17 protein-coding genes are annotated in these 23,039 nt (G+C 70.6%); 12 read left to right on the top strand and 5 right to left on the bottom strand.

Annotated features, from left to right (window positions below; genetic code table 11):
• Positions 1-100 precede the first annotated feature (100 nt).
• The 4 genes from STRIP9103_RS10525 to STRIP9103_RS10510 all read left to right on the top strand — a co-directional run bounded on the left by STRIP9103_RS10525 (position 101) and on the right by STRIP9103_RS10510 (position 5,012).
• The gene (locus STRIP9103_RS10525) at positions 101-1,582 is read left to right on the top strand and encodes a resuscitation-promoting factor (protein WP_009307352.1); all 1,482 of its coding nucleotides are present in this window, start codon (positions 101-103) and stop codon (positions 1,580-1,582) included.
• Positions 1,583-1,617: 35 nt separating this feature from the next.
• Positions 1,618-2,544 carry a 16S rRNA (adenine(1518)-N(6)/adenine(1519)-N(6))-dimethyltransferase RsmA gene (rsmA, locus tag STRIP9103_RS10520; RefSeq protein ID WP_009307353.1) on the top strand — a complete coding sequence of 309 codons (927 nt, stop codon included), beginning with the start codon at positions 1,618-1,620 and terminating at the stop codon, positions 2,542-2,544.
• Positions 2,545-2,623: 79 nt separating this feature from the next.
• The gene (locus STRIP9103_RS10515; RefSeq protein ID WP_009307366.1) at positions 2,624-3,565 is read left to right on the top strand and encodes a 4-(cytidine 5'-diphospho)-2-C-methyl-D-erythritol kinase; all 942 of its coding nucleotides are present in this window, start codon (positions 2,624-2,626) and stop codon (positions 3,563-3,565) included.
• 40 nt (positions 3,566-3,605) lie between these two features.
• Complete coding sequence (locus STRIP9103_RS10510) at positions 3,606-5,012, top strand: acyltransferase family protein (RefSeq protein ID WP_048820048.1); 1,407 nt, start codon at positions 3,606-3,608, stop codon at positions 5,010-5,012.
• A 155-nt stretch (positions 5,013-5,167) separates the two neighbouring features.
• Here the strand turns inward: STRIP9103_RS10510 and STRIP9103_RS10505 are convergent, their stop codons facing one another.
• Together STRIP9103_RS10505 and STRIP9103_RS10500 are read right to left on the bottom strand one after the other, a co-directional pair.
• Complete coding sequence (locus STRIP9103_RS10505; protein ID WP_009307350.1) at positions 5,168-6,808, bottom strand: S8 family peptidase; 1,641 nt, start codon at positions 6,806-6,808, stop codon at positions 5,168-5,170.
• Positions 6,809-7,102: 294 nt separating this feature from the next.
• Positions 7,103-7,801: an SMI1/KNR4 family protein gene (locus STRIP9103_RS10500; RefSeq protein ID WP_374011061.1), complete on the bottom strand. Its 699-nt coding sequence runs from the start codon at positions 7,799-7,801 to the stop codon at positions 7,103-7,105.
• 144 nt (positions 7,802-7,945) lie between these two features.
• On the opposite strand from STRIP9103_RS10500, the gene STRIP9103_RS10495 reads away from it, so the two are divergent.
• From STRIP9103_RS10495 to STRIP9103_RS10470, 5 genes are all read left to right on the top strand, one after another.
• Positions 7,946-8,476 (top strand): hypothetical protein, encoded by a 531-nt coding sequence (locus STRIP9103_RS10495; RefSeq protein ID WP_009307351.1) that lies wholly within the window; start codon positions 7,946-7,948, stop codon positions 8,474-8,476.
• A 106-nt stretch (positions 8,477-8,582) separates the two neighbouring features.
• Complete coding sequence (locus STRIP9103_RS10490) at positions 8,583-10,394, top strand: ABC-F family ATP-binding cassette domain-containing protein (RefSeq protein WP_009307359.1); 1,812 nt, start codon at positions 8,583-8,585, stop codon at positions 10,392-10,394.
• Positions 10,395-10,763: 369 nt separating this feature from the next.
• Complete coding sequence (locus tag STRIP9103_RS10485) at positions 10,764-12,596, top strand: outer membrane protein assembly factor BamB family protein (RefSeq protein ID WP_009307346.1); 1,833 nt, start codon at positions 10,764-10,766, stop codon at positions 12,594-12,596.
• Positions 12,597-12,798: 202 nt separating this feature from the next.
• Positions 12,799-14,766, top strand: coding sequence for an outer membrane protein assembly factor BamB family protein (locus tag STRIP9103_RS10475; protein ID WP_009307361.1), 1,968 nt, complete (start codon positions 12,799-12,801; stop codon positions 14,764-14,766).
• A gap of 282 nt (positions 14,767-15,048) precedes the next feature.
• Complete coding sequence (locus STRIP9103_RS10470; protein WP_078613858.1) at positions 15,049-15,750, top strand: helix-turn-helix transcriptional regulator; 702 nt, start codon at positions 15,049-15,051, stop codon at positions 15,748-15,750.
• Positions 15,751-15,787: 37 nt separating this feature from the next.
• On the opposite strand, the gene STRIP9103_RS10465 is transcribed toward STRIP9103_RS10470, so the two are convergent.
• From STRIP9103_RS10465 to STRIP9103_RS10455, 3 genes are all read right to left on the bottom strand, one after another.
• Positions 15,788-17,020, bottom strand: coding sequence for a serine hydrolase domain-containing protein (locus STRIP9103_RS10465; protein WP_078613857.1), 1,233 nt, complete (start codon positions 17,018-17,020; stop codon positions 15,788-15,790).
• A 308-nt stretch (positions 17,021-17,328) separates the two neighbouring features.
• A complete protein-coding gene (locus STRIP9103_RS10460) occupies positions 17,329-17,691 on the bottom strand; it encodes a hypothetical protein (protein ID WP_009307360.1) in 363 nt (120 codons plus the stop codon).
• Positions 17,692-17,709: 18 nt separating this feature from the next.
• Positions 17,710-19,422 (bottom strand): sodium:solute symporter family protein, encoded by a 1,713-nt coding sequence (locus STRIP9103_RS10455; protein WP_009307343.1) that lies wholly within the window; start codon positions 19,420-19,422, stop codon positions 17,710-17,712.
• A gap of 151 nt (positions 19,423-19,573) precedes the next feature.
• On the opposite strand from STRIP9103_RS10455, the gene galT reads away from it, so the two are divergent.
• From galT to galK, 3 genes are all read left to right on the top strand, one after another.
• A complete protein-coding gene (gene galT / locus STRIP9103_RS10450; RefSeq protein ID WP_009307355.1) occupies positions 19,574-20,635 on the top strand; it encodes a galactose-1-phosphate uridylyltransferase in 1,062 nt (353 codons plus the stop codon).
• A complete protein-coding gene (galE, locus tag STRIP9103_RS10445) occupies positions 20,632-21,585 on the top strand; it encodes a UDP-glucose 4-epimerase GalE (protein ID WP_009307354.1) in 954 nt (317 codons plus the stop codon). The genes galT and galE overlap by 4 nt, the downstream gene beginning before the upstream one ends.
• A 276-nt stretch (positions 21,586-21,861) precedes the next feature.
• Positions 21,862-23,025 carry a galactokinase gene (gene galK, locus STRIP9103_RS10440; protein WP_009307349.1) on the top strand — a complete coding sequence of 388 codons (1,164 nt, stop codon included), beginning with the start codon at positions 21,862-21,864 and terminating at the stop codon, positions 23,023-23,025.
• Positions 23,026-23,039 lie beyond the last annotated feature (14 nt).

The raw sequence follows: 23,039 nt of genomic DNA, 5'->3' as shown, positions 1-23,039 counted from the left end.
GTCGCGACACTGCGTGACCACGTTGCTTGGGAGGGTGACCGCGGTCCGCTAGGTTCACGTCGCCCGACCCAGACCCGGATCCCCTCTGGAGCGTGTCGTCGTGAGCAACGTGCAGTCGTCGTCGCAGCCGCCGCAGCCCTCGTACGAGACCTACGGGGCGTACGAGGCGCACGACACCCCAGGGAGCGGCGAGAACCACGAGGCATACGAGACTCACGGCGCCTACGACGAGGCCTACGCCCCTTACGGGGGCCACGGATCGGGGAGTCCGCCGTGGCAGTCGTCCGCGCACGACGCCGAGACGCTGTCGTACGGGGGCCACCCGGACACGTACCGCCCCGCCTACGAGGTGGCCGAGGGCGCGTACGGCCCCGCCCATGAGGCCCTGCAATCCGTCGAGCCGGGTCTCGCCGCCCGGCCCCGGCGGACCGGTGGTGGCCGGGGCGGCGGCGGCTCGCGGCGGGCGGGGCGATCGCGCAGACGGGCCGCCGGCCGGTCCACCCCGCTGCGGCGGCTGGTGCCGCAGGCGCTGGTGGTGGCATTCCTCGCGGGCGGGACCTCGGCGTTCGTGGCGAAGGACAAGGCGATCGAGCTGACCGTCGACGGGCAGCCGCGCACGCTGCACACCTTCGCCGACGACGTCACCGAACTCCTCGCCGACGAGGATGTCGCCTTCGGCGCCCACGACATCGTCGCGCCCGACCCCGGTACCGCGCTGAGCAGCGGCGACGAGGTCGCCGTGCGCTACGGGCGGCCCGTCAGCCTCACCCTCGACGGGCATCGGCGCCGGGTCTGGACGACCGCGCGCACGGTCGACGGGGCGCTCCGGCAGCTCGGGGTGCGCGCGGAGGGCGCGTATGTGTCGACCTCGCGCTCCAAGCGGATCGGGCGGGACGGGCTGGAGCTGGACGTCCGCACCGAGCGGACCGTCACGATCATCGCGGACGGGCGGACGCGGACGATCCGTACGAACGCGGCGACCGTGCGGGAGGCCGTGGCGGAGGCCGGGGTCACCCTGCGCGGGCAGGACACCACCTCCGTCCCCCAGGCCGGGTTCCCCCGGGACGGGCAGACCGTGACCGTGCTGCGGATCACCAGGTCCAGGGAGGTGCGCGAGGAGCCGATTCCGTTCCGGGTACGGCGTATCGCGGATCCCGAGCTCTTCAAGGGCACCGAGGTCGTCGAGCACGCCGGGTGGGCCGGGGTGCGGCGGGTCACGTACGCGGTCCGCACCGTCAACGGGGTCAAGCAGCGGCCTCGGCGGGTGCGGACGGAGATCGTGCGGCAGCCGCAGGATCAGGTGGTGAAGGTGGGGACGATGCCGGCGTCCGTGCGGGGGGCCGAGGGGTTGAACTGGGCGGCGCTCGCGGCGTGTGAGTCCGGGGGGCGGGCGAACGCGGTTGATCCGTCCGGGACGTACGGGGGGCTGTATCAGTTCGATACGCGGACCTGGCACAGCCTTGGGGGGCGGGGGCGACCGCAGGACGCGTCCGCGGAGGAGCAGACGTTGCGGGCGAAGAAGCTGTATGTCCAACGGGGGACCAGTCCGTGGCCGCACTGCGGGGCCCGCCTACGGGGCTGAGCCCATGGGTTCTCGCCCCCCGTACCCTGGTGCCCGTGAGCAGCAGCCCCACTCCCGACGCCCTCCTGGGCCCCGCCGACGTCCGCGAACTCGCGGCAGCCCTCGGCGTACGCCCCACCAAACAGCGCGGCCAGAACTTCGTGATCGACGCGAACACGGTCCGCAGGATCGTGCGGACCGCCGACGTGCGACCGGACGACGTGGTCGTCGAGGTGGGCCCGGGCCTCGGCTCGCTCACCCTCGCTCTCCTGGAGGTCGCCGACCGCGTCACCGCCGTCGAGATCGACGACGTACTCGCCGCCGCGCTCCCCGCGACGATCGCCGCCCGAATGCCGGCCCGGGCCGACCGCTTCGCCCTCGTGCACTCCGACGCCATGCACGTCACGGAACTCCCGGGCCCCGCCCCGACGGCCCTCGTCGCGAACCTCCCCTACAACGTCGCCGTCCCCGTCCTCCTCCATATGCTCGACACCTTCCCGAGCATCGAACGCACCCTCGTAATGGTGCAGTCGGAGGTCGCCGACCGTCTCGCCGCCGGGCCGGGCTCGAAGGTGTACGGCGTGCCGTCGGTGAAGGCGAACTGGTACGCGGAGGTCAAGCGGGCCGGGGCGATCGGGCGGAACGTGTTCTGGCCGGCGCCCAACGTGGACAGCGGGCTCGTCTCCCTCGTCCGCCGTGCCGAGCCGGTCAAGACGACCGCGGCCAAGGCCGAGGTGTTCGCCGTGGTCGACGCGGCCTTCGCCCAGCGGCGCAAGACCCTGCGGGCCGCCCTCGCCGGCTGGGCCGGCTCCGCTGCCGCCGCCGAGGCCGCCCTCGTCGCCGCCGGAGTCTCCCCGCGGGCCCGCGGCGAGTCCCTCACCGTCGAGGAGTTCGCGGCCATCGCGGAGAACAAGAACGCCGCTGCGAACAACAACCCCGAGAACCCCGAGAACCCCAATCCCAAGAACGCCGACAACCCCTAGAACCCCGGCAGCCCCGAACCCCGCCACCCCCAGAACCCCGAGCCCGCACCCCCTCCGACACCGAGGAGCCCCGCCCGCCGTGAGCGTCACCGTTCGCGTCCCCGCCAAGGTCAATGTCCAGCTCGCGGTCGGCGGCGCCCGGCCCGATGGGTTCCACGACCTGGCCAACGTCTTCCTCGCCGTGGGGCTGTACGACGAGGTGACCGCCACCCCGGCCGACGAGCTGCGCGTCACCTGTGGGGGACCCGGCGCCGACCAGGTGCCCCTCGACCGTACGAACCTCGCCGCCCGTGCCGCCCTCGCCCTCGCGGAGCGGCACGGCATCGAACCGGCTGTGCGGCTGCACATCACCAAGGACATTCCCGTGGCCGGGGGCATGGCGGGAGGCAGCGCGGACGCCGCCGGGGCGCTGGTCGCCTGTGACGCGCTGTGGGGTACGAACGCCTCACGTGACGAACTCCTCGACATCTGCGCCGAGTTGGGCAGTGACGTGCCGTTCGTTCTGGTGGGCGGGGCGGCCCTCGGCACCGGGCGGGGCGAGCAACTCCGGCCCCTCGACGTGGGCGGGGCTTTCCACTGGGTGTTCGCGGTCGCGGACGGAGGGCTCTCCACGCCCGCCGTCTACCGGGAGTTCGACCGGCTGCACGAGGGGGAGATCGTGCCCGAGCCCGTCGCCTCCCAGGTGCTGCTCGACGCGCTCGCCAAGGGGGACGCGGATGCGCTCGCGTCCTTCCTCCCGGACTCCAACGACCTCCAGCCCGCCGCCCTCTCCCTCTTCCCGAAGCTCGCCGACACCCTCGCCGCCGGTCGCGCGGCCGGCGCCCTCGCCGCACTCGTCTCCGGCTCGGGCCCGACCACCGCCTACCTCGCCAGGGACGCCGAAGCCGCCCAGAAGATCGCCGAGGCGCTCATCGCGTCCGGTACCTGCCGGACCGCCCGCGTGGCCACCTCGCCCGCGCCGGGTGCGACCCTGCTTCACGGTGCCCAAGACCAGGTACTCAGACCTGAGTTGAGTACCTGAGCGCTGACGCCCGCCCCGCGCCCGGCGCGACCGTACTCCCATGAGTGCAAGCGTGAGTGCGGGCGAGCTCGCCGCCGCCACCCCGTCCAGCCGTGACCGGTACGTCGACCTGCTGCGGGTCGCCTCCCTCGGCACGGTCGTCCTCGGCCACTGGCTGATGGCGGCCGTGACCACCGGCGGCGACGGCCGCGTCGAGGTGGGCAACCTCCTCGCCGTCGAGCCGGGGCTCCAGATACTCACCTGGGCGTTGCAGATCATGCCGGTGTTCTTCTTCGTCGGCGGCTTCTCGCACGCCCTCTCCTACCGCTCCCTCAGCCGGAAGAACCCGGACGCCGGTTCCCTCTACCCCGCCTTCCTCCGCGCCCGCCTCCAGCGGCTCCTGCGGCCCACCATGGTGTTCATAGGCGTCTGGGGCGCCGCCGCCCTGCTCCTCCAACTCGCCGGTGAGGGCGGCGGACTGCTCGACGTGGCCTTGCGGCTCGTCGCCCAGCCGCTGTGGTTCATCGGCATCTATCTCGCGATGGTCGCCTTCACTCCGCCGCTGCTCAGGCTTCATGAGCGATGGGGGTCCCCTCGCTCGAACGGAGTTGAGAGTGGGGGAGGATGGGGGGCGTTCGTCGGTCTCGTCGTCGCCGCCGGTCTCGTCGACATCCTCCGCTTCGCCCTCCACGTCCCCTTCGTCGAGTTCCTCAACTTCGCCTTCGTCTGGCTCGCGATCCACCAGCTCGGGTTCCTGCGGGCCGACGGGCGGCTGACGCGGCCGTATCTGCTCGCCGGGGCGGGGCTCGCGGGGGCCGCGCTGCTGGTGGCGTACGGGCCGTATCCGCTGTCGATGGTGGGGATGCCCGGCGAGAAGATCTCGAACATGGCGCCGCCCACCTTCGCGCTGCTGTGCCACGGGCTGTGGCTGGTCGGCGCGGTGGAGTGGGTACGGGGGCCGGTCGCGCGGTGGTTGGAGCGGCCGAAGGTGTGGCGGGCGGTCGTGGCGGCCAACGGGATCTCGATGACGGCGTTCCTGTGGCATCTTTCGGCCATGCTGGGGGTCTACGGAGTGCTGCTCGCGCTGGACGTCCCGCTTCCGGCGCCCGCGTCGGGCGACTGGTGGGTCCAGCTGCCGCCGCGGATCGTCGCCGCCGCCCTCCTCACCGCCGTGCTCGTCGCCGCGTTCCGGGGCTTCGAACGGCCCGCCGTGCGAAGGGATTCGGGCAGCTCAGAGGCCAAGTCGTCGGTGCGCGCCGGGCTTTCGGGGCCGACCGCCGCCCTCGGTGTGACCCTCTGCCTGTTCGGTGTGCTCGGGCTCTCGATGGTCGGATTCGGGGGGCTGTTGGAGGGGCGTACGGCCCTGTTGATCGCCGTACATGTGACGGCTCCGGCGGCCGTCGGCATGACGCTCGTGGGGTGGCTGCTGGTGGAACGGACCGGGCGCGGCGGGCGGTCAAGTGCCTGAGGGCACCGCCCGCGTGGAGGGTCTTGATCTCCCGTGACTTGTTACCTGCGGTATTTCTGACAGGCGGCAGACGGCACGGGTCCCACAGGTCCGCCGTGCGCCTCGGTGGTGTCCCCGGGGCGCACGGCTTTTTCACGTGACTTACGGAGGGCCGGTCAGAAGGTCAGCTTCCAGCTGTTGATGTAGCCGGTGTCCGCGCTGTAGACGTCCTGGACCTTGAGCTGCCAGGTGCCGTTGACCGTGGTCTCGCTCGACGCGTCGACCGTGTACGTGGCGTCGACGTTGTCGGTGGAGTCGGACGAGCTGCTGCTCTTCAGGCGGTACGTCGAGCCGTCCGGGGCGACGAGGTCGATGACCAGGTCACCGCGGTAGGTGTGGACGATGTTGACGTACACGGACAGGTCGCTGGGCGCGCTGCCGGTGAGGCCGCTGACGGTGATGGGCGAGTAGACGGCGGACCCGGCGTCGGGGATCGACACGTCGGTGGTCGACTCGAAGGCGGTACCGGTGTCGCCCCCGTCGTCCCCGCCGTCGTCACCGTCGCCACTGGGCGTGACCTGGAGCAGCAGGTTGGGGCTGCCGGTGCCGACGCCGGTGAGGGTGCTCACGGAGGCCGCCGAGGTCAGGGCCGTGGAGACCGCGGAGGGTGTGGCGCTCGGGTTCTCGCCGAGGTAGACGGCCGCCGCGCCGGCGACGTGCGGGGACGCCATCGACGTACCGGAGAGCGTGGCGGTCGCGGAGTTGGAGGTGTTGTACGTCGAGGTGATGCTCGACCCCGGCGCGAAGATGTCCAGCACGGACCCGTAGTTGGAGAACGACGACCGCGCGTCGGCGCTGGTGCTCGCGCCCACGGTGATCGCGCTCGCGACCCGGGTCGGCGAGTAACTGGACGCGTTGGCGCTGTCGTTGCCGGCCGCCACGGCGTAGGTGATGCCGGCCGCGATGGAGTTGTTGACGGCCGCGTCCAGGGTGGAGTCCGCGCTGCCGCCGAGCGACATGTTGGCGACGGCCGGGAACTGGGCGTTCTCGGTCACCCAGTCGATGCCCGCGACGACACCCGCGGTCGTACCTGAGCCGTCGTCGTCCAGCACGCGTACGGCGACGATGTCGGCGGCCTTGGCGACACCGTAGGTGGTGCCCGCGACGGTCCCGGCGACGTGCGTGCCGTGCCCGTTGCCGTCGTCGGCGGAGGAGTCGTCGTCGACGGCGTCGTACCCGTAGGACGCCCGGCCGCCGAAGTCGGTGTGGGTGATCCGTACACCGGTGTCGATGATGTACGCGGTGACGCCGCTGCCCGCGCTGGACGGGTACGTGTACGCCGAGTCGAGCGGCAGGTCGGCCTGGTCGATGCGGTCGAGTCCCCAGGTGGGGCCGGTCTGGGTGTCGTTGATGTGCACGGTCTTGTTGGTCGCGACCGAGGCGACGGCCGGGTCGGCGGCGAGCTGCTTCGCCTCCGCCTCCGTCATCTCCGTGGCGTAGCCGTTGAGGGCCTTCTTGTACGTCTGCTCCACCTCGGCGCCGTACCGGGTGGCGACGGCCCTGCCCTTCGCGGAGGCCGCCCGGAACGGCAGGCTCTCCTTCAACGTGACGATGTAACTGCCCTTGATGGCGGTTTCGGCGTCAGCGCCGACGATCGTGCCCTCGGCGGGCGCCGCGGCAGCGGGGGCGGCTGCCGCCGCACCGACCGCGAACAACGCGGCGGCGGACACGAACGCGGTGAGCGCTCCGCGTCTGCGGTTCGCTCCGCGTCTGCGGCGGCCGGGGGCGTGGGGGGCGGGGGAGTGCTGCACGAACATGGGGGTGGTCCCCTCTCGTGAAGACTTGCTCGGACTGGCCAGGTGGGGGGTGGCGTGGTCCTGGTCGCATACGGTGACGGTCTTGATGGGGTCACGTCAATGAGGGGAGTCCCTAAGTCCGGTATGAGGGTGGGGAGTTGGGGGCGCCTCATGGGGTGGGGGTGGGTGTGGTTCGGCGGGTGCGGGTGGTGTGTGGCTGGTCGGGCCCACGCGGCGGAGCCGCATATCGATACAGCCCCGCGCCCCTGAAGGACACGGCCCTGCGGCCGCTGAACCACACGCACGCCCGAGCTCTCAGGCGCCCGCCGCAACCCCCACCGCCCGCTCCGCCTTCCCCAGCCACTCCAGATACCACCGACCGAAGGTCATGGGCCGGCCGGCGTCATCGACGAGCGGCTCCAGGTCGGCCTCGTCCGCGCGCGGGTCGGACCAGATCCTGCCGCGCTGAGGGCCGCTGATGATCAGCCACTCGCGCTGGGCGCAGCCCAGGTGGCAGATCGCCACCGCGCCGGCGGTGCGCTCGGGCGCCCAGAGGACGTCGGCCAACCGGCTGTCCCACGCCTCGTACGCGGTGTCGAAGGCGTCGAGGTCGTCGTCGAAGCTCTCCTCCTCGGGGCACTCGGCGAGCAGCGCGGCCAGGGTCTCGGGGTCCGGGCCCTGCTCCGGGAACGGCTCGGCGAGCAGGGTCAGGTCGGTGAGGTCGGCGCCGTCGCCCTCCCAGCGCCAGCGGCCCTCCACGCGGCGCACCGGGAAGACCCCGTACGCGGGGCCCGCACCGCCCGCGCCCACCTGCGTGAGGAACGTGCGGTACTCCTCCGGGAGACGCACCCCTATCTGGGCCTCCAGCTCCGCCAGCGCGTCCTCCGTGAGCGGTTCCTCCAGGACCCACTCATGGCCGAACGCCCCGAAGACCTCGCGGTTTCCCGGCGCGGCCCCCAGCGCCGCGACCCGCTGCCGTACACCGGCCCACCCCTGATCGACTGCATCCATCATGCGCAGACCGTATGCCCTGCCACTGACAACGGGCGGTCCCCCGGTTCCGTACGCCGACCCCGGCGTCCCGTACGCCGAGCCCAGTACGCGTGGATACTCCCGGCGGCAGACGACCGCCCGGCCTCCGCCCGGCACGGTGAGGGCATGCAGACAAGCCGACCCGTACGCCGGGCCTTCCTGGTCGTCCATGCAGCCGCCTCCGCGTGCTGGCTCGGGCTCACGCTCGGGCTGCTGGCGCTGGGCGTCACCGCGAGCACCACCGGGACCGCGGTGACCGTGGGGGCATCCGTCCGCGCCATGAAGCTCTTCGCCGACTGGCTCCTGATCCCCGTCGGGTTCCTCACCTTCCTGAGCGGCCTGGTGCTGTCGCTGGGCACCCCATGGGGACTGGCCAGGCACCGCTGGGTCCACACCAAGTTCTGGCTGACCCTCGCCACCCTCACCGCCACCGTCTTCGCCCTGCGGCCCGGCGTGAACTCGGCGGTCGCCGCCGTCGCCGCGGGCGGGCCGCTGCCCGACGCCGGTGACGTACTGTTCGGGCCGGTCGTGTCGCTGACCGCGTACGTCTTCATGACGGTGATCTCGGTGCTCAAGCCGTGGGGGCTGACCCGACGGGGCCGCCGGCTGCGCACGGCCGGAGCCGCCGGTTCCGCGCCGCCGCCCGTGGCCGAGTGAGCCGCCGCTTCCCCGCCGCTGCCCCTGGTCAAGTGAAGCGTCCCGTCACGGCCCCCCGGGCCGCCGACTACCCTGGAGGGTCGATCGTCCCCGTGGCAGGAGAGTAATGGCCGTCAATCTGGTCAATGTCGAGAACGTCAGCAAGGTCTACGGCACCCGCGCCCTGCTCGACGGAGTCTCCCTCGGCGTCTCCGAGGGGGACCGGATCGGCGTCGTAGGACGGAACGGGGACGGCAAGACCACCCTCATCCGCATGCTCGCCAAGCTGGAGGAGGCCGACTCGGGGCGGGTCACCCACTCCGGCGGCCTCCACCTCGGCGTCCTCACCCAGCACGATTCCCTGGACCCGGCCGCCACCGTCCGGCACGAGGTCATCCGGGACATGGCGGACCACGAGTGGGCGGGCAACGCCAAGATCCGGGACGTACTCACCGGGCTGTTCGGCGGGCTGGACCTGCCCGGGTTCCCGCAGGGGCTCGACACCGTCATCGGCCCGCTCTCCGGCGGTGAGCGGCGGCGTATCGCGCTCGCCAAGCTGCTCATCGAGGAACAGGACCTGATCGTCCTCGACGAGCCCACCAACCACCTGGATGTCGAAGGCATCTCGTGGCTCGCCGCCCATCTGCGCGAGCGCCGGTCGGCGCTCGTGTGCGTCACACACGACCGCTGGTTCCTCGACCAGGTCTGCACCCGGATGTGGGACGTCCAGAAGGGCACGGTCCACGAGTACGAGGGCGGGTACTCCGACTATGTCTTCGCCCGGGCCGAGCGGGAGCGCATCGCCGCCACGGAGGAGGTGAAGCGGCAGAACCTCGTCCGCAAGGAGCTGGCCTGGCTGCGGCGCGGGGCGCCCGCGCGTACGTCGAAGCCGCGGTTCCGGGTCGAGGCCGCGAACGAGCTGATCAAGGACGTGCCGCCGCCGCGCGACACCAGCGAGCTGATGAAGTTCGCGACGTCCCGGCTGGGCAAGACCGTCTTCGACCTGGAGAACGTCACCGTCCAGGCCGGGCCCAAGGTGCTGCTGAAGCATCTGACCTGGCAGCTCGGGCCGGGCGACCGGATCGGGCTCGTCGGCGTCAACGGCGCCGGCAAGACCTCGCTGCTGCGCGCCATGGCCGACGCCGCGCGCAGCGACGGTGAGCGGCAGCCCGTCGCCGGGCGCATCGTCACCGGCAAGACCGTCAAGCTGGCCTATCTGTCCCAGGAGGTCGCCGAACTCGACCCCGAGTGGCGGGTCCTCCAGGCCGTCCAGCAGGTCCGCGACCGCGTCGACCTCGGCAAGGGGCGCGAGATGACCGCCGGGCAGCTCTGCGAGACCTTCGGGTTCAACAAGGAGAAGCAGTGGACGCCGGTCGGCGATCTCTCCGGTGGTGAGCGGCGGCGGCTTCAGCTGCTGCGGCTGCTGATGGACGAGCCCAACGTTCTCTTCCTGGACGAGCCGACCAACGACCTCGACATCGAGACGCTGACCCAGTTGGAGGACCTGCTCGACGGGTGGCCCGGGTCGATGATCGTCATCTCCCACGACCGGTTCTTCATCGAGCGGACGACCGACAGGGTGTTCGCGCTGCTCGGGGACGGTGCGCTGCGGATGCTGCCGCGTGGCATCGACGAGTACATCGAGCGGCGGCACCGTATGGAGGAAGTCGCGGCTGCGGCTTCGCCGGTCGCTGCCAAGCCTCTTGCCGAGGGGGCGCAGAAGAGTGGCGCCGATGCTCGGGCCGCGAAGAAGGAACTGCAGAGGATCGAGCGGCAGTTGGACAAGATCTCCGAGAAGGAGACGAAGCTGCACGCGCAGATCGCCGCGAACGCGACGGACTTCGCGAAGGTGGGGGAACTGGACGCCGAGTTGCGGGCGTTGGCGGGGGAGCGGGAAGAGCTCGAAATGCGGTGGCTTGAACTTGCCGAAGACGCATGAGGGGTTGGGGGCGTCCGTAGTCCACTCGCCGTAGGGGCTGGTGTTCGACGACGGGTGCGGGCTGAATGGGATTGCCCGCGCCCCGCGGCGGAGCCGCAAACAGACACAGCCCCGCGCCCCTTCGGGCGCTCCTGCCCCTCAAAAGCCCTATGGGACACGGGGCGTGCGTCCCGTGAAGGGGGCGTGAAGGAGCGTAACGAGGGCATCACGGGGCGGTTCTCCCTTGGGAACAGGGGAGCGACCGGGCCCCTGTGGGGGAACGTCGCAGTGATAGAAAGGGCCGTCTGAGAACCGTCTCGACAGTCTGAGCAGCGACACCACGCGTGACCACGGGTGGCCCGAAAGCAGCGAACAGGGGGATGAACGCTGATGACTCAGCCACCCGGTCAACCGCCGTACGGCGGCGGCTACGGAGCACCGCAGAACCCGCCGCAGCAGCCGGGCCAACCGCAGCCGCCCCAGCCCCAGCAACCGCAACAACCGCAACAACCGCAGCAGCCGTACGGCTATCCGCAGACGCCCCCGCCGCAGGGGCCGCCCGCGCCGGCGCCCGGCTACGGGTATCCCCAACAGCCCCAGCAGCCGGGGCCCTACACCACCCCGCCGCCGCAGTCCGGCCCGTACGCCCAGCCCGGGCCCTATGCCCAGCCGGGGCCGTACACCCCGCCGCCGCAGGCCGGTTACGGGTACCCGCAGGCGCAGTACGCGGGGGCGCCCACTCCGCCGTCTTCGAGCGGTGGTTCGAAGAACCCCTTCAAGGGCAAGCCCGCGATGGTCATCGGCGCCACCGTGGCCGCGTTGCTCGTGGTCGGGGGCGCGGTGTTCGCCGTCACCGGGCTCGGGGGTGACGACAAGACGGAGAAGAAGCCGGTCGCTCAGGGGAGTGAGAGCCCGAGTCAGGACGACAAGCCGTCCTCGTCCCCGTCCGCGCCCGTCAATCCCGGCGACGGCAGTGGCGGCGGCGGTGAGGATCTGGACGTCTCCGACCTCAACGCGGGCCGCAAGGCGGGCGAGGCGAAGGTGCTCTGGTACAAGAGCGCGCCGGACGCGCCCGGTTCCGGCGCGGACGCCCCCGGGCTGTGGGTCACCGACAAGGTCGCGGTGAAGGCGGCGTACCGGCAGCTGTTCGCGTACAACGTCGGTGACGGGAACCCGGCCTGGGACCCGATCGAGTTCCCGGGGAAGGTCTGCTCGGTCACGCCCAAGCCGACTTCCGACGGCAAGGTCGTGATCTCCTACAAGAAGAACACCTCGAACGACGCCGAGTGCGACCAGCTCCAGCAGATCGACCTGAACACCGGTGAGAAGGGCTGGAGCGCCGAGCTGGAGAAGAGCGACCTGTTCGACAGCGCCATCAGCGTCGGACTGTCCCTCAGCGGCGACACGCTCATGGTGGGCCGCTCGCAGTCCGGCACGGCGTACGACGTCAACACCGGCAAGAAGCTGTGGGACAAGAAGGAGTACGGCCAGTCCTGCTACCCGGCCGGGTTCACGGGCGGCACGCGGCTGATCGCCGTCTCCTCCTGCGCGGTGACCACCGAGAACGAGCACGACGAGCTGCAGGAGCTCGACCCGAAGACCGGCAAGGCCAAGTGGACGCGGAAGATCCCCAAGGGCTGGCGGATCGAGCACGTCTACTCCGTGAACCCGCTCGTCCTCTACCTCACCAACGAGGAAAAGAACACCTGGAACGTCTCCACCTTCAAGGCCGACGGCTCGACCCGCTCGCAGCTCGACGTCAACGAGTCGTTCGCGCCCGAGTGCGACGGCGCGATCATCTCCCGTGACCTGCAGGGCTGTACGGGCGTCGCGGTCGACGCGAACACCCTCTACCTGCCGACCGAGGAGAAGAGCGGCACGAACGCGATCGTCGCCGTGAACCTCGCCGACGGCAAGGAGAAGTGGCGCGTCAAGTCCCCCGCCGGCGTGACGATGTCGCCGATGAAGGTCGAGGGCTCCAAGCTCATCGCGTACGTGGAGTCGTCGAACAACGAAGGCGGCCAGGTCGTGTCCATCCCGACCACCGGCAAGAACCACAAGGCGACCACGCTCCTGCAGATGCCGGACAGCGCCGCGAAGATCGAGAGCGCCTTCTACTCGAAGGCCATCGACTACGTGGGCGGTCGCTTCTACATCTCCACCACCCTGCTGACGGGCAGTGACGAATCGAAGGAGAAGTTGATGCTGGCCTACGGCAAGTGACGCGCGTGACCGCCGCGGGCCGCCGCTCGACCGGCCCTTCGATGCCCCGGCCGACCTCCGCAGCCGACGACCACGGCGTCGGCAGCGCGGTCGGCCCGGCAGGCCTCACCACGGTCGGCCCGGCAGCCGGCCCGGCATCGCAGTCGACATCCGCATTCGCCCCTCTCCCGTCCGCCGAGATCCGCTCCGAGGTATCCACGTCATGACGCAGCCGCCGCCCCCGCCGAACCAGCCGCCGGGCCCGCCGCCCAACCAGCCCCCGGCCCAGCCGCCCGCGCAGCCCCCGGCCCAGCCGCCGGTCCAGGGCCAGCCGCCGCAGGACGCCCCGCCGCAGGGCGGCTTCGGCGCGCCCACGCCCCCGCCGCAGGGTGGTTTCGGCGACCCGACGCCCCCGCCGCAGGGCCCGCCCGCGCAGGGCGGCGGCTACGGCTACCCGCAGGCGCCGACACCGCAGCCCGGCTACGGCTACCCGGCCCAGCCCGGACAGCCGGCCCAGCCGGGCCCGTACGGCCAGCAGCCGCAGCCCGGCCCGTACGGTCAGCCGGGTCAGCAGCCCTACGGCCAGCCCGCTCAGCAGCCGTACGGTCAGCCGGGCCAGCAGCAGCCGTACGGCTACCCGCCGCAGACCATGCCGATGCAGCCGCAGGTACCAGGTGGTCCGGGTGGTCCGGGCGGCAAGAAGAAGGTCAACTCCACGGCGATCATCATCACCGCGGCGGTGGCGGCCATCGCGCTCATCGTCACCGGCGGCGTCTGGTACGCCTCCTCCAACAGCGGTGACGAGACCAAGAAGGAAACCGCCAGTTCGGAGGGGACGACCGGCGGCAAGGACGACCCGAAGAACGACGACGGCGGCTCGTCGTCCGGCGGTTCGTCGTCCGGCGGTTCGTCGACCGGCGGGGTCGAGATCCCGACCGAGGCGCAGGAGAAGGCGCCGTCCAGCACCGCCGCCAAGATCCTCTTCCAGGTGCCCGCGCACCAGGTCACCGGCGACGAGATCGACAGCGTCAAGGGCTCCTGGCTCACCGACAAGACGTACTCCAAGGCCGCCCTCAACAAGATCGTCGGCTATGAGCCGGACACCGGCAAGGCCAAGTGGACGCTGGACCTGCCCGGCCAGACCTGCGCGGGTTCCCGGGAGATCACCACGGAGAACATCGCCATCGTGGTGGCCGAGGAGGGCAAGCGCACCAAGGACGAGCGTCCGCCGTGCACCCAGGTCATCGCGTTCGATGTCGAGACCGGCAAGGAGGTGTGGACCCAGACCGCCGACGTCAGCGGCAGCAAGGTGCCGTTCGGCGAGGTCACCATCTCCGGTACGACGGTCGCCGCGGCCGGCGGCTACTCCGGCGGCGCCGCCTTCGACGTCAACACCGGCAAGGTGCTGTGGTCGCCGAAGGTCGGCGAGTGCACGGACGAGGGCTACGCGGGCGGCGCCCAGCTGGTCGCGGTCCGCAAGTGCGGCGACTACGGCGAGGAGACCTTCGAGATCCAGCAGCTCGACCCGAAGACGGGCAGCGTCAAGTGGAGCTACAAGCTGCCCGCCGGCATCGACCGCGCCACGATCATCTCCACCAAGCCGGTGGCCTTCGGCGTCGTCACCGGCAGCGATGTCCCGCTGACCGGTGTGACCGACATCTTCTCGCTCGACGACAGCGGCAAGCTGCGCGCCAAGATCTCCATCCCGGACAAGAAGTACAACTTCGACTGCCCGGTCCGCGGCGTCTGGGCCTGCAAGGGCATCTACGTCGGCGACGACAAGGTGTACATGCCGACCGAGGACCACGACGGCACCGCCGCCTACAGCTCCACCAACGAGATCGTCTCCTTCTCGCTGGCCACCGGTAAGTCCACGAGCGACCGCGTGGACGCGGGCGACGACTACGAGCTGTTCCCGATCCGCATGGACGGGCCGAACATCATCGCCTACAAGGAGGGCCCGTACGACAAGGGCTCCCAGATCGTCTCCGTCGACGGCAAGACGATGAAGCAGACCGTGCTCCTGGAGACCCCGGCCACCGAGTCGGTCCGCCGCGCGATCAGCTCCATGGTGCCGACGCTGAGCGAGATGCTGTACACCAACGGCCGGTTCTTCATCGGCAAGGACCTCGTCAGCAAGCCGTACGACGACGAAAAGGAGTACACGGCGCTCGGTTTCGGGGCGAAGTAACCCCACGCGCCCCCCGGCTCTCGTTCTGCCTCTTCACACGGCCCCGCCCCAGCTCAGGGGTGGGGCCGTGCACGTTTCCCTCATCACTCCCGAATCGGAGGGAATTTCGGTAATCCGGGCACTTCTCTCCGCTAGGGGGAGCGCAACGTCGAACAAGCGTGTAGCTTCCGGGGGCATGAAGAGCGGGTGAGCGGACGGGGGAGCCGGGGGGCTTCTGTCCGTGTGGACCAGTGGGCAGCCATAGTTGGCATCCGTGGGGGGACTGGGGGGTGGGGTGGCACGATGGGAGTGCGGCTCATGGTGGTCGACGACCACCGACTGCTGGCCGAGGCGCTGGCCTCGGCGTTGAAGCTGCGCGGGCACCGGGTGCTCGCCGCGGCGGCGCCGGCCGCGGGCGCGGCGGAGCTGGTGATCACCAGGGCACCCGAGGTGTGCCTCCTCGGCACGGCGACACCGGCCGAGCCGGGCATCTTCGACCCGGTGGTGCGGATCAAGCGCGAACGCCCCCAGGTGGCGGTCCTGGTGCTGGGCCCGGTCCCGAACCCCCGGGGCATCGCCGCCGCGTTCGCCGCCGGGGCCTCCGGCTACGTACGCCATGACGAGCGCATCGAGGGCGTGGAACGGGCCATCATGAAGGCGCGGGCGGGTGAGGCGGCGGTGGCACCCGGTTTGCTCCAGGGAGCCTTCAGCGAGCTGCTGAACCCGGCGGCCCAACCGGACGACGAGGGCCAGCGGTTGCTCCAGATGCTGACCCCTCGCGAGGTCGAGGTCCTGGTCCGGGTGGCGGACGGCGAGGACACCAGGGTGATCGCGGCGGGAATGGGGATCGCCCCGTCGACGGCCCGTACGCATGTCCAGCGGGTGCTGATGAAACTGGGCGTCGGCTCGCGCCTGGAGGCGGCGGCCCTCGCTGCCCGCACGGGTTTGCTGGACCGGGCGGGGCCGGTGCCGCACTCGCCTCCGGCGCCAAGGACGGAGACGTAGCGGGCTCCGGCCCGATGGCGGTGACCGATGGCATCGGTCATCGCTCGGACCCTGCGCACAGGGCGTTGTCGACCAGGTCCGTGATGGCCCGGATATGGCGTACGGCGGACTTCTCGTCGGCGGGCCGACTGTGTACGGCGACCGTGACCGAGGCCCGGCCGTCATACGTGGTCGCGGGCCAGGCCAGGTAGCCGAGACCACTGCCGCTGTGCCCCCAGTAACCGCCGCCGCAGCTGAGCGGCGTCCAGCCGATGCCGAGCCCGTAACGGCTGCCCGGCACGTCTCCGGCGGCGTCGGGTACGGCGACCGTGCGCCGCATCTCGGCGAGTTGGGCCGGGGCGAGGAGCTTGCCGCCGAGGAGGGCGGCGAAGAAGCGGTTGGTCTCGGCGGCCGTACTGATGATCGCCCCGTCGGCGTCCCCGTCGAAGGGAAGATAGGCGAGAGTGGTGTCGGTCGGCCGGCCGCCCCCTGATCCGGTCCGCTGGGCCCGCTGTGACCGCTGTGCCTGCGGGAACTGCTGGTAGTTACGGGCGTGGGGCCGGGGCAGACGGGGATCGTCGCCCGGCGTGAACGTACGCGTGAGCCCCAGCGGACGCAGGATCCGGGCCGCCACCTCCTGGTCCCAGGGCCGCCCGGTGACCGCCTCGATCACCATCCCGGCCAGGATGTAGTTGGTGTTGGAGTACTCCCAACGGTCCCCCGGCTCGAAGACCGGCGGATGCGACATGGCGAACGCGACGCGCTCCTGGGAGGTGTAGGTCGTCGAGCGGTGCTTCAGGTACCCGGCGGCGCTGAAGTCCGGGAGCACGTCCGCGATGTAGTCCGGCAGACCACTGGTGTGCTGCAGCAGCTGCCGCACGGTGACCCGCCGCCCGTCGTTCCCGTTGCCCCGGACCACGCCCGGCAGCCACCGCTCCACGGTGTCGTCCAGCGACAGCCGACGCTCTCCGACGAGTTGGAGGACGACGGTGGCGACGTAGGTCTTGGTGGTGCTGCCGATACGGATGTATTCGTCGGCGGGTACGGGCGCCCCGGTGACGAGGTCGCCCACTCCACTGCGGGCGGTCCGGCTGCGGAGAGGCGTATCCAGCCGCACGGACACCCCGGTCACACCGGCATCGCGTACGGCGTCGGCGTCACGTTGGAGGGGGTCGCTCGGCGTCGCTTGCGCGTGCTGGACCGGAACGAGGGCGGCCAGAAGCGCAAGGGCGACGGCGGCGCCGGTTCGGCGGGCGGTGTGGGGGGCGGTGTGGGGGGTGGCGATAGGCATGGGACCACCGTAGGAACACGCATTCCGGGCAAACCATCCGGTTGGCCCCCGCGTGTCGCCGGGGGATTCCCTCAGTACGTCGTACGGAGGGTGTCGGATTTTATGCGGTGGAGGAGGTGGGTTATGGGGGGCGGGGCATGGGGCGCCGACCCCCAACCACCCGAGCCGACCGGCCGGTTGGCGGAGCTGACCGACTCAACACCGCCCTCAGGGAGCACGGGGCCTGACCTGACCCACACGGGGCCTGACCTGACCCACACGGGTTCCCGAATGCCACGGAGTTCACGTTCACGCCCGACCGCCGACGCTCATTCGTCCGGCGGAAGCTCCGGTACCGGCGCGTGCTTCAGCGGCCGCAACCACAGCCACCCCAGGAAGAACACCCCCAGCGCCAACATCCCCAACCCCGTCCAGAGGTTGATGTTGACGCCCTCGGCCTTGTCGATCTCGGCGTCGGACGCCGTGAGGCCCGCGAGGGTGACGATGAGGCCGTAGACGACGAAGAGACCGCCGATGATGCGGCGGATGTCGAAGAGACGGGCCGCGGTCGCGGACTTGCCCTCCAACTCGGTGACTTCGCGTTGGACGTCCCGCTCGGAGTAGTGGCCGGAGCGGTCGGAGTACTCGGGACGGTCGGAGTGCTCGGGACGGTGGTCTGAGGGCTCGGGCATATGGATCCCCTCCAGCGGTCAGAACGAGAACGGGACGTAGCACGCGGCGGCCAGGACGACCGCGCCCCAGCCGAGCAGGGCCGGCCGGCGGTACCAGGCCTCGTCGCCCTCGGCGGGCGGTTCCTCCATGCCGGGGGAACTGGTGCCGTAGACGAGGCCCTGAAGGTCCTCCTCCGGTTTCGGCGCCGTGAAGAGGGACACGGCGACCATCACCACCGCACCCGCCACGAACCCGGCGATCGCGGAGACGAAGTTGGCGCCCTGGTCGGAGGGGAGGTCGATGACGTCCTGCTTGTAGAGGACGAAGTAGTTGATCATCGCGGCGGTCGTACCGGCCAGCAGCCCCCAGAACCCGGACTTCATCGACGCGCGCCGCCAGAACATGCCGACGATGAAGACCACGAACATCGGCACGTTGAAGAAGGAGAACAGCGTCTGGAGGTAGCTCATGATGTTGGAGAAGGAGGACGCGAGGAACGCCGTCCCGATCGACGCCAGGACCCCGAGCGCCGTGATGAGTCGCCCGAAGCGCACGTAGTACCCGTCCTCGCGGCCCCGGACGACGTACTTCGCCCAGATGTCGTTGGTGAAGACGGTGTTGAAGGACGAGACATTGGCCGCCATGCCCGCCATGAAGGCCGCCAGCAGACCGGTCACGGCGATGCCGAGGACGCCGTTCGGCAGCAGGTCCTCCATCAGGTACGGGATCGCGTCGTTGTACTGGAGGTCGGAGCCGGAGGTGCCGATCTTCGGGACGAGTACGGCGGCGACCAGACCCGGGATCATCACCAGGAAGACGATGAAGATCTTCGGGAAGGCGGCGATGAGGGGCGTACGCCGGGAGGCGGAGAGGTTCTTGGCGCTGAGCGCGCGCTGGACCTCGGCGAAGTTCGTCGTCCAGTAACCGAAGGACAGCACGAAACCGAGGCCCAGCACGATCGTCAACCAGTTCGCGCCGAGCGGGTTGTCGCTGCCGATGCCGGTGCCGCCCCAGGCCGTCACGAAGTCGGACCCGTGGCTCGCCGTCAGTGAATCGGACAGACCGTCCCAGCCGCCCACCTTCTTCAGCCCGAGCACCGTGATCGGGATGAGCGCGGCCAGGATCACGAAGAACTGCAGCACCTCGTTGTAGATCGCCGAGGAGAGCCCGCCGAGGGTGATGTACGCCAGCACGAACAGACCCGCGACGACGATCGACACCCACTCCGGCCAGCCCAGCAGCGCCTCGACGACGATGGCGAGGGCGTACAGGTTCACCCCGGCGATCAGGATCGCGGCGAAGGCGAACAGGATCGAGCTGAGCAGATGCGCGGCGCGGTCGAAGCGCAGCAGCAGGAACTCGGGGACCGACCGGACCTTGCTGCCGTAGTAGAACGGCATCATCACCAGGCCGAGGAAGACCATGGCGGGGATGGCGCCGATCCAGTACCAGTGGGTGGTGTAGACGCCGTACTGCGCGCTGTTGGCGGCCATCCCGAGGATCTCGGTGGCGCCCAGATTGGCCGCGATGAACGCGAGGCCCGTCACCCAGGCGGGCAGGGAGCGCCCGGAGAGGAAGAAGTCGAGGCTCGTCCTCACCGACCGCCGGGCGGCGAATCCGATGCCGAGGACGACGACGAAGTAGATCGCCAGGATCGTGTAGTCGAGCCAGTCGGTGGGGAGCCGAAGTTCGGCGGCCGTGTAGCTGGGGAGCCGTAGCTCGGCGGCGGCCGTGTAGCTGGGGGTCTGCATGCGGCGCTCACTCCACTTTGGTGTTCTTTGTTTGGTTGTGATGGTGACGACCGTGGGAGATTGTGCTTTGATGTGTTCGGTTCTGTTTGGTACAAGCTGGCTTGATCGCTAGAACTTGATCGCTGGAAGCGGTACGAATGGAGAGCTCGGCGTGAAGAAGACCTCGACCCGGTTGGCCGACGGTCGTGAGCTGATCTACTACGACCTGCGCGACGACACCGTGCGTGACGCGGTGGACAAGCGGCCCCTGGAGCGCACCGTCACCACTTCGGAGGTACGCCGGGACCCGCTGCTCGGCGACTCGGTCGCGATCGCCTCGCACCGCCAGGGCCGCACCTACCACCCCCCGGCGAACGAGTGCCCGCTCTGCCCCTCCGAGGGCGACCGGCTCAGCGAGATCCCGGACTCGTCGTACGACGTCGTCGTCTTCGAGAACCGCTTCCCGTCGCTCGCCGGCGACTCCGGCCGCTGCGAGGTCGTCTGCTTCACCTCCGACCACAACGCGTCCTTCGCCGACCTCACCGAGGAGCAGGCCCGCCTGGTCCTCGACGCCTGGACCGACCGCACCGCTGAGCTGTCCCATCTCCCCTCCGTCGAGCAGGTGTTCTGCTTCGAGAACCGGGGCGCCGAGATCGGCGTGACCCTCGGCCACCCCCATGGGCAGATCTACGCGTACCCCTTCACCACCCCCCGTACCGCCCTGATGTTGCGCTCACTGGCGGCCCACAAGGACGCCACCGGCGGGGAGAACCTCTTCGACGCCGTACTGGAGAGCGAACTGTCCGGCGAGCGGGTGGTCCTGGAGACCGAGCACTGGGTCGCCTTCGTGCCGTACGCGGCGCACTGGCCGTACGAGATCCACCTCTACCCCCGCCACCGGGTGCCGGACCTCCTCGCCCTCGACGAGGACGCGCGCACAGAGTTCCCCAAGGTCTATCTGGAACTCTTGAGGCGCTTCGACCGGATCTTCGGTGAGGGTGAGCCGCCGACGCCGTACATAGCGGCCTGGCACCAGGCCCCCTTCGGTGCCCTGGACGAGTTCGAGGGCGTGGCCCGTGAGGACTTCGCACTCCACCTCGAGCTTTTCACCATCCGCCGAACCTCCGGCAAGCTGAAGTTCCTCGCGGGTTCCGAATCCGGCATGAACGTGTTCATCAATGATGTGCCGCCGGAGCGCGCGGCCGAGCGACTGCGAGAGGTAGCGAGTTCATGAGCGGTAAGTACCTGGTCACGGGCGGTGCGGGTTACGTCGGCAGCGTGGTCGCCCAGCATCTGCTGGAAGCGGGCCACGAGGTCGTCGTCCTCGACAACCTCTCGACCGGCTTCCGCGAGGGCGTACCGGCGGGTGCCACTTTCGTGGAGGACGACATCAGGGACGCCGGCAAGTGGCTGGACCCGTCGTTCGACGCCGTACTGCACTTCGCCGCGTTCTCGCAGGTCGGCGAGTCGGTCGTGAAGCCCGAGAAGTACTGGGACAACAACGTCGGCGGCACGATGGCCCTGCTGGCGGCGATGCGCGAGGCGGGCGTACGGAAGCTGGTCTTCTCCTCCACGGCGGCGACGTACGGCGAACCGGAGACGACCCCGATCGTCGAGTCCGCCCCCACCAAGCCCACCAGCCCCTACGGCGCGTCCAAGCTCGCGGTCGACCACATGATCACGGGTGAGGCGGCGGCCCACGGCCTGGGCGCGGTGTCGCTGCGCTACTTCAACGTGGCGGGCGCGTACGGCCCGTGCGGCGAGCGCCACGACCCCGAGTCCCACCTGATCCCGCTGGTGCTGCAGGTGGCGCAGGGCAAGCGGGACGCCATCTCGGTCTTCGGCGACGACTATCCGACCCCGGACGGCACCTGCATCCGCGACTACATCCATGTCGCGGACCTGGCCGAGGCCCACCTCCTCGCGCTGGACGCGGCGGTGCCCGGCGAACACCTGATCTGCAACCTGGGCAACGGCAACGGGTTCTCCGTCCGCGAGGTCATCGAGACCGTCCGCCAGGTGACGGGCCACCCGATCCCGGAGGTCGTGGCCCCCCGCCGCGGCGGCGACCCGGCGGTCCTGGTGGCCTCCGCCCAGACGGCCCGCGACCGCCTCGGCTGGAACCCGTCCCGCGCGGACCTCGCCGAGATCATCGCGGACGCGTGGGAATTCGCTCAGCGGTAGGTTGGAAGACTTCGCCGACCGGGCTTGCCGGTCGTCGAGTCGGCTTTGTCGGTCGTACGGACGGCGGGGCTGCCGTTACGGACGGCGGGGCTGCTGTGCGGTGGGACTGGCCCGCTGGGCTGTGGGACTGGGCCGCCGGCCGGTAGGACTGGGCCGCCGGCCGGTAGGGCTGGGCCCGTTGGGCGATAGGGCTGGGCCCGTTGTGTGGCCGGTGCGTGGTCGGCGTCTGCCGGCCCGGCCGGTGTTTCGGTAAGTACGGAAAGGTCAGGTCAGGGGATGAGCGAGGCCGTAGCGGGCGCTGTCGCCGAGCGGTTCGAGGAGCTGTACGGGGCGGCGCCGGAGGGGGTGTGGGCGGCGCCGGGTCGGGTGAACCTGATCGGCGAGCACACCGACTACAACGACGGCTTCGTCATGCCCTTCGCCCTCCCGCACACCACGGTCGCGGCGGTGTCCCGACGTGAGGACGGCGTCCTGCGCCTGCACTCGTCGGACGTCGAGAGCGGCGTCGTGGAACTGTCGCTGGACGGGCTGGCACCCGAGTCGGACCGCGGCTGGACGGCGTACCCGGCGGGCGTGGTCTGGGCCCTGCGCGAGGCCGGCCACGAGGTGACCGGCGCGGACGTGCACCTGGCGTCGACGGTCCCGACGGGCGCGGGCCTGTCGTCGTCGGCGGCGCTGGAAGTGGTCGTGGCGCTGGCGCTCAACGATCTCTTCTCTCTCGGCCTGAAGGGCTGGCAGCTGGCCCGCCTGTGCCAGCGAGCGGAGAACGTCTACGTGGGCGCCCCCACGGGCATCATGGACCAGACGGCGTCGGCATGCTGCGAGGCAGGCCACGCCCTCTTCCTCGACACCCGTGACCTCTCCCAGAAGCAGATCCCCTTCGACCTGGCGGCGGAGGGCATGCAGCTGCTCGTCGTCGACACCCAGGTCAAGCACTCCCACAGCGAGGGTGAGTACGGCAAGCGCCGCGCGGGCTGCGAGAAGGGCGCGGCCCTGCTGGGCGTGGACGCGCTGCGGGACGTGGCGTACGACGAACTGGACGCCGCGCTGAAGAGGTTGGGCGACGAGGAGGAGGTGCGCCGCCTGGTCCGCCACGTGGTGACGGAGGACCAGCGGGTCGAGAAGATCGTCGCCCTGCTGGAGTCGGGCGACACGCGTGCGATCGGCCCGGTACTGGTGGAAGGACATGCGTCTTTGCGCGACGACTTCCGCATCTCCTGTCCCGAACTGGACCTGGTCGTCGACACGGCGATATCGGCCGGCGCGCTGGGCGCCCGTATGACGGGCGGCGGCTTCGGCGGCTCGGCGATCGTGCTCGTGGACTCGACGGAGGTGGACACGGTGACAAAGGCGGTCGAGGAGGCCTTCGCGACGGCCGGGTTCACAGCACCGCGGGTGTTCGTGGCGGTGCCTTCGGCAGGGGCGCGGCGGGTCCGGTGACACATGGCGCCGTT

It is taken from the genome of Streptomyces ipomoeae 91-03, assembly GCF_000317595.1.
GTDB classification, from domain to species: domain Bacteria; phylum Actinomycetota; class Actinomycetes; order Streptomycetales; family Streptomycetaceae; genus Streptomyces; species Streptomyces ipomoeae.
The sequence above is the reverse complement of the archived record's forward strand: the minus strand, read 5'-3'. Positions and strand labels throughout refer to the sequence as shown.

What these genes read in the sequence shown, in the direction of transcription:
- STRIP9103_RS10510 (WP_048820048.1), top strand. Translation starts at nt 3,606, where the DNA reads ATGAGTGCAAGCGTGAGTGCGGGCGAGCTCGCCGCCGCCACCCCGTCC.
- STRIP9103_RS10505 (WP_009307350.1), bottom strand. Translation starts at nt 6,808, where the DNA reads ATGTTCGTGCAGCACTCCCCCGCCCCCCACGCCCCCGGCCGCCGCAGA.
- STRIP9103_RS10500 (WP_374011061.1), bottom strand. Translation starts at nt 7,801, where the DNA reads ATGATGGATGCAGTCGATCAGGGGTGGGCCGGTGTACGGCAGCGGGTC.
- STRIP9103_RS10495 (WP_009307351.1), top strand. Translation starts at nt 7,946, where the DNA reads ATGCAGACAAGCCGACCCGTACGCCGGGCCTTCCTGGTCGTCCATGCA.
- STRIP9103_RS10490 (WP_009307359.1), top strand. Translation starts at nt 8,583, where the DNA reads ATGGCCGTCAATCTGGTCAATGTCGAGAACGTCAGCAAGGTCTACGGC.
- STRIP9103_RS10485 (WP_009307346.1), top strand. Translation starts at nt 10,764, where the DNA reads ATGACTCAGCCACCCGGTCAACCGCCGTACGGCGGCGGCTACGGAGCA.
- STRIP9103_RS10475 (WP_009307361.1), top strand. Translation starts at nt 12,799, where the DNA reads ATGACGCAGCCGCCGCCCCCGCCGAACCAGCCGCCGGGCCCGCCGCCC.
- STRIP9103_RS10470 (WP_078613858.1), top strand. Translation starts at nt 15,049, where the DNA reads ATGGGAGTGCGGCTCATGGTGGTCGACGACCACCGACTGCTGGCCGAG.
- STRIP9103_RS10465 (WP_078613857.1), bottom strand. Translation starts at nt 17,020, where the DNA reads ATGCCTATCGCCACCCCCCACACCGCCCCCCACACCGCCCGCCGAACC.
- STRIP9103_RS10460 (WP_009307360.1), bottom strand. Translation starts at nt 17,691, where the DNA reads ATGCCCGAGCCCTCAGACCACCGTCCCGAGCACTCCGACCGTCCCGAG.
- STRIP9103_RS10455 (WP_009307343.1), bottom strand. Translation starts at nt 19,422, where the DNA reads ATGCAGACCCCCAGCTACACGGCCGCCGCCGAGCTACGGCTCCCCAGC.
- galE (WP_009307354.1), top strand. Translation starts at nt 20,632, where the DNA reads ATGAGCGGTAAGTACCTGGTCACGGGCGGTGCGGGTTACGTCGGCAGC.
- galK (WP_009307349.1), top strand. Translation starts at nt 21,862, where the DNA reads ATGAGCGAGGCCGTAGCGGGCGCTGTCGCCGAGCGGTTCGAGGAGCTG.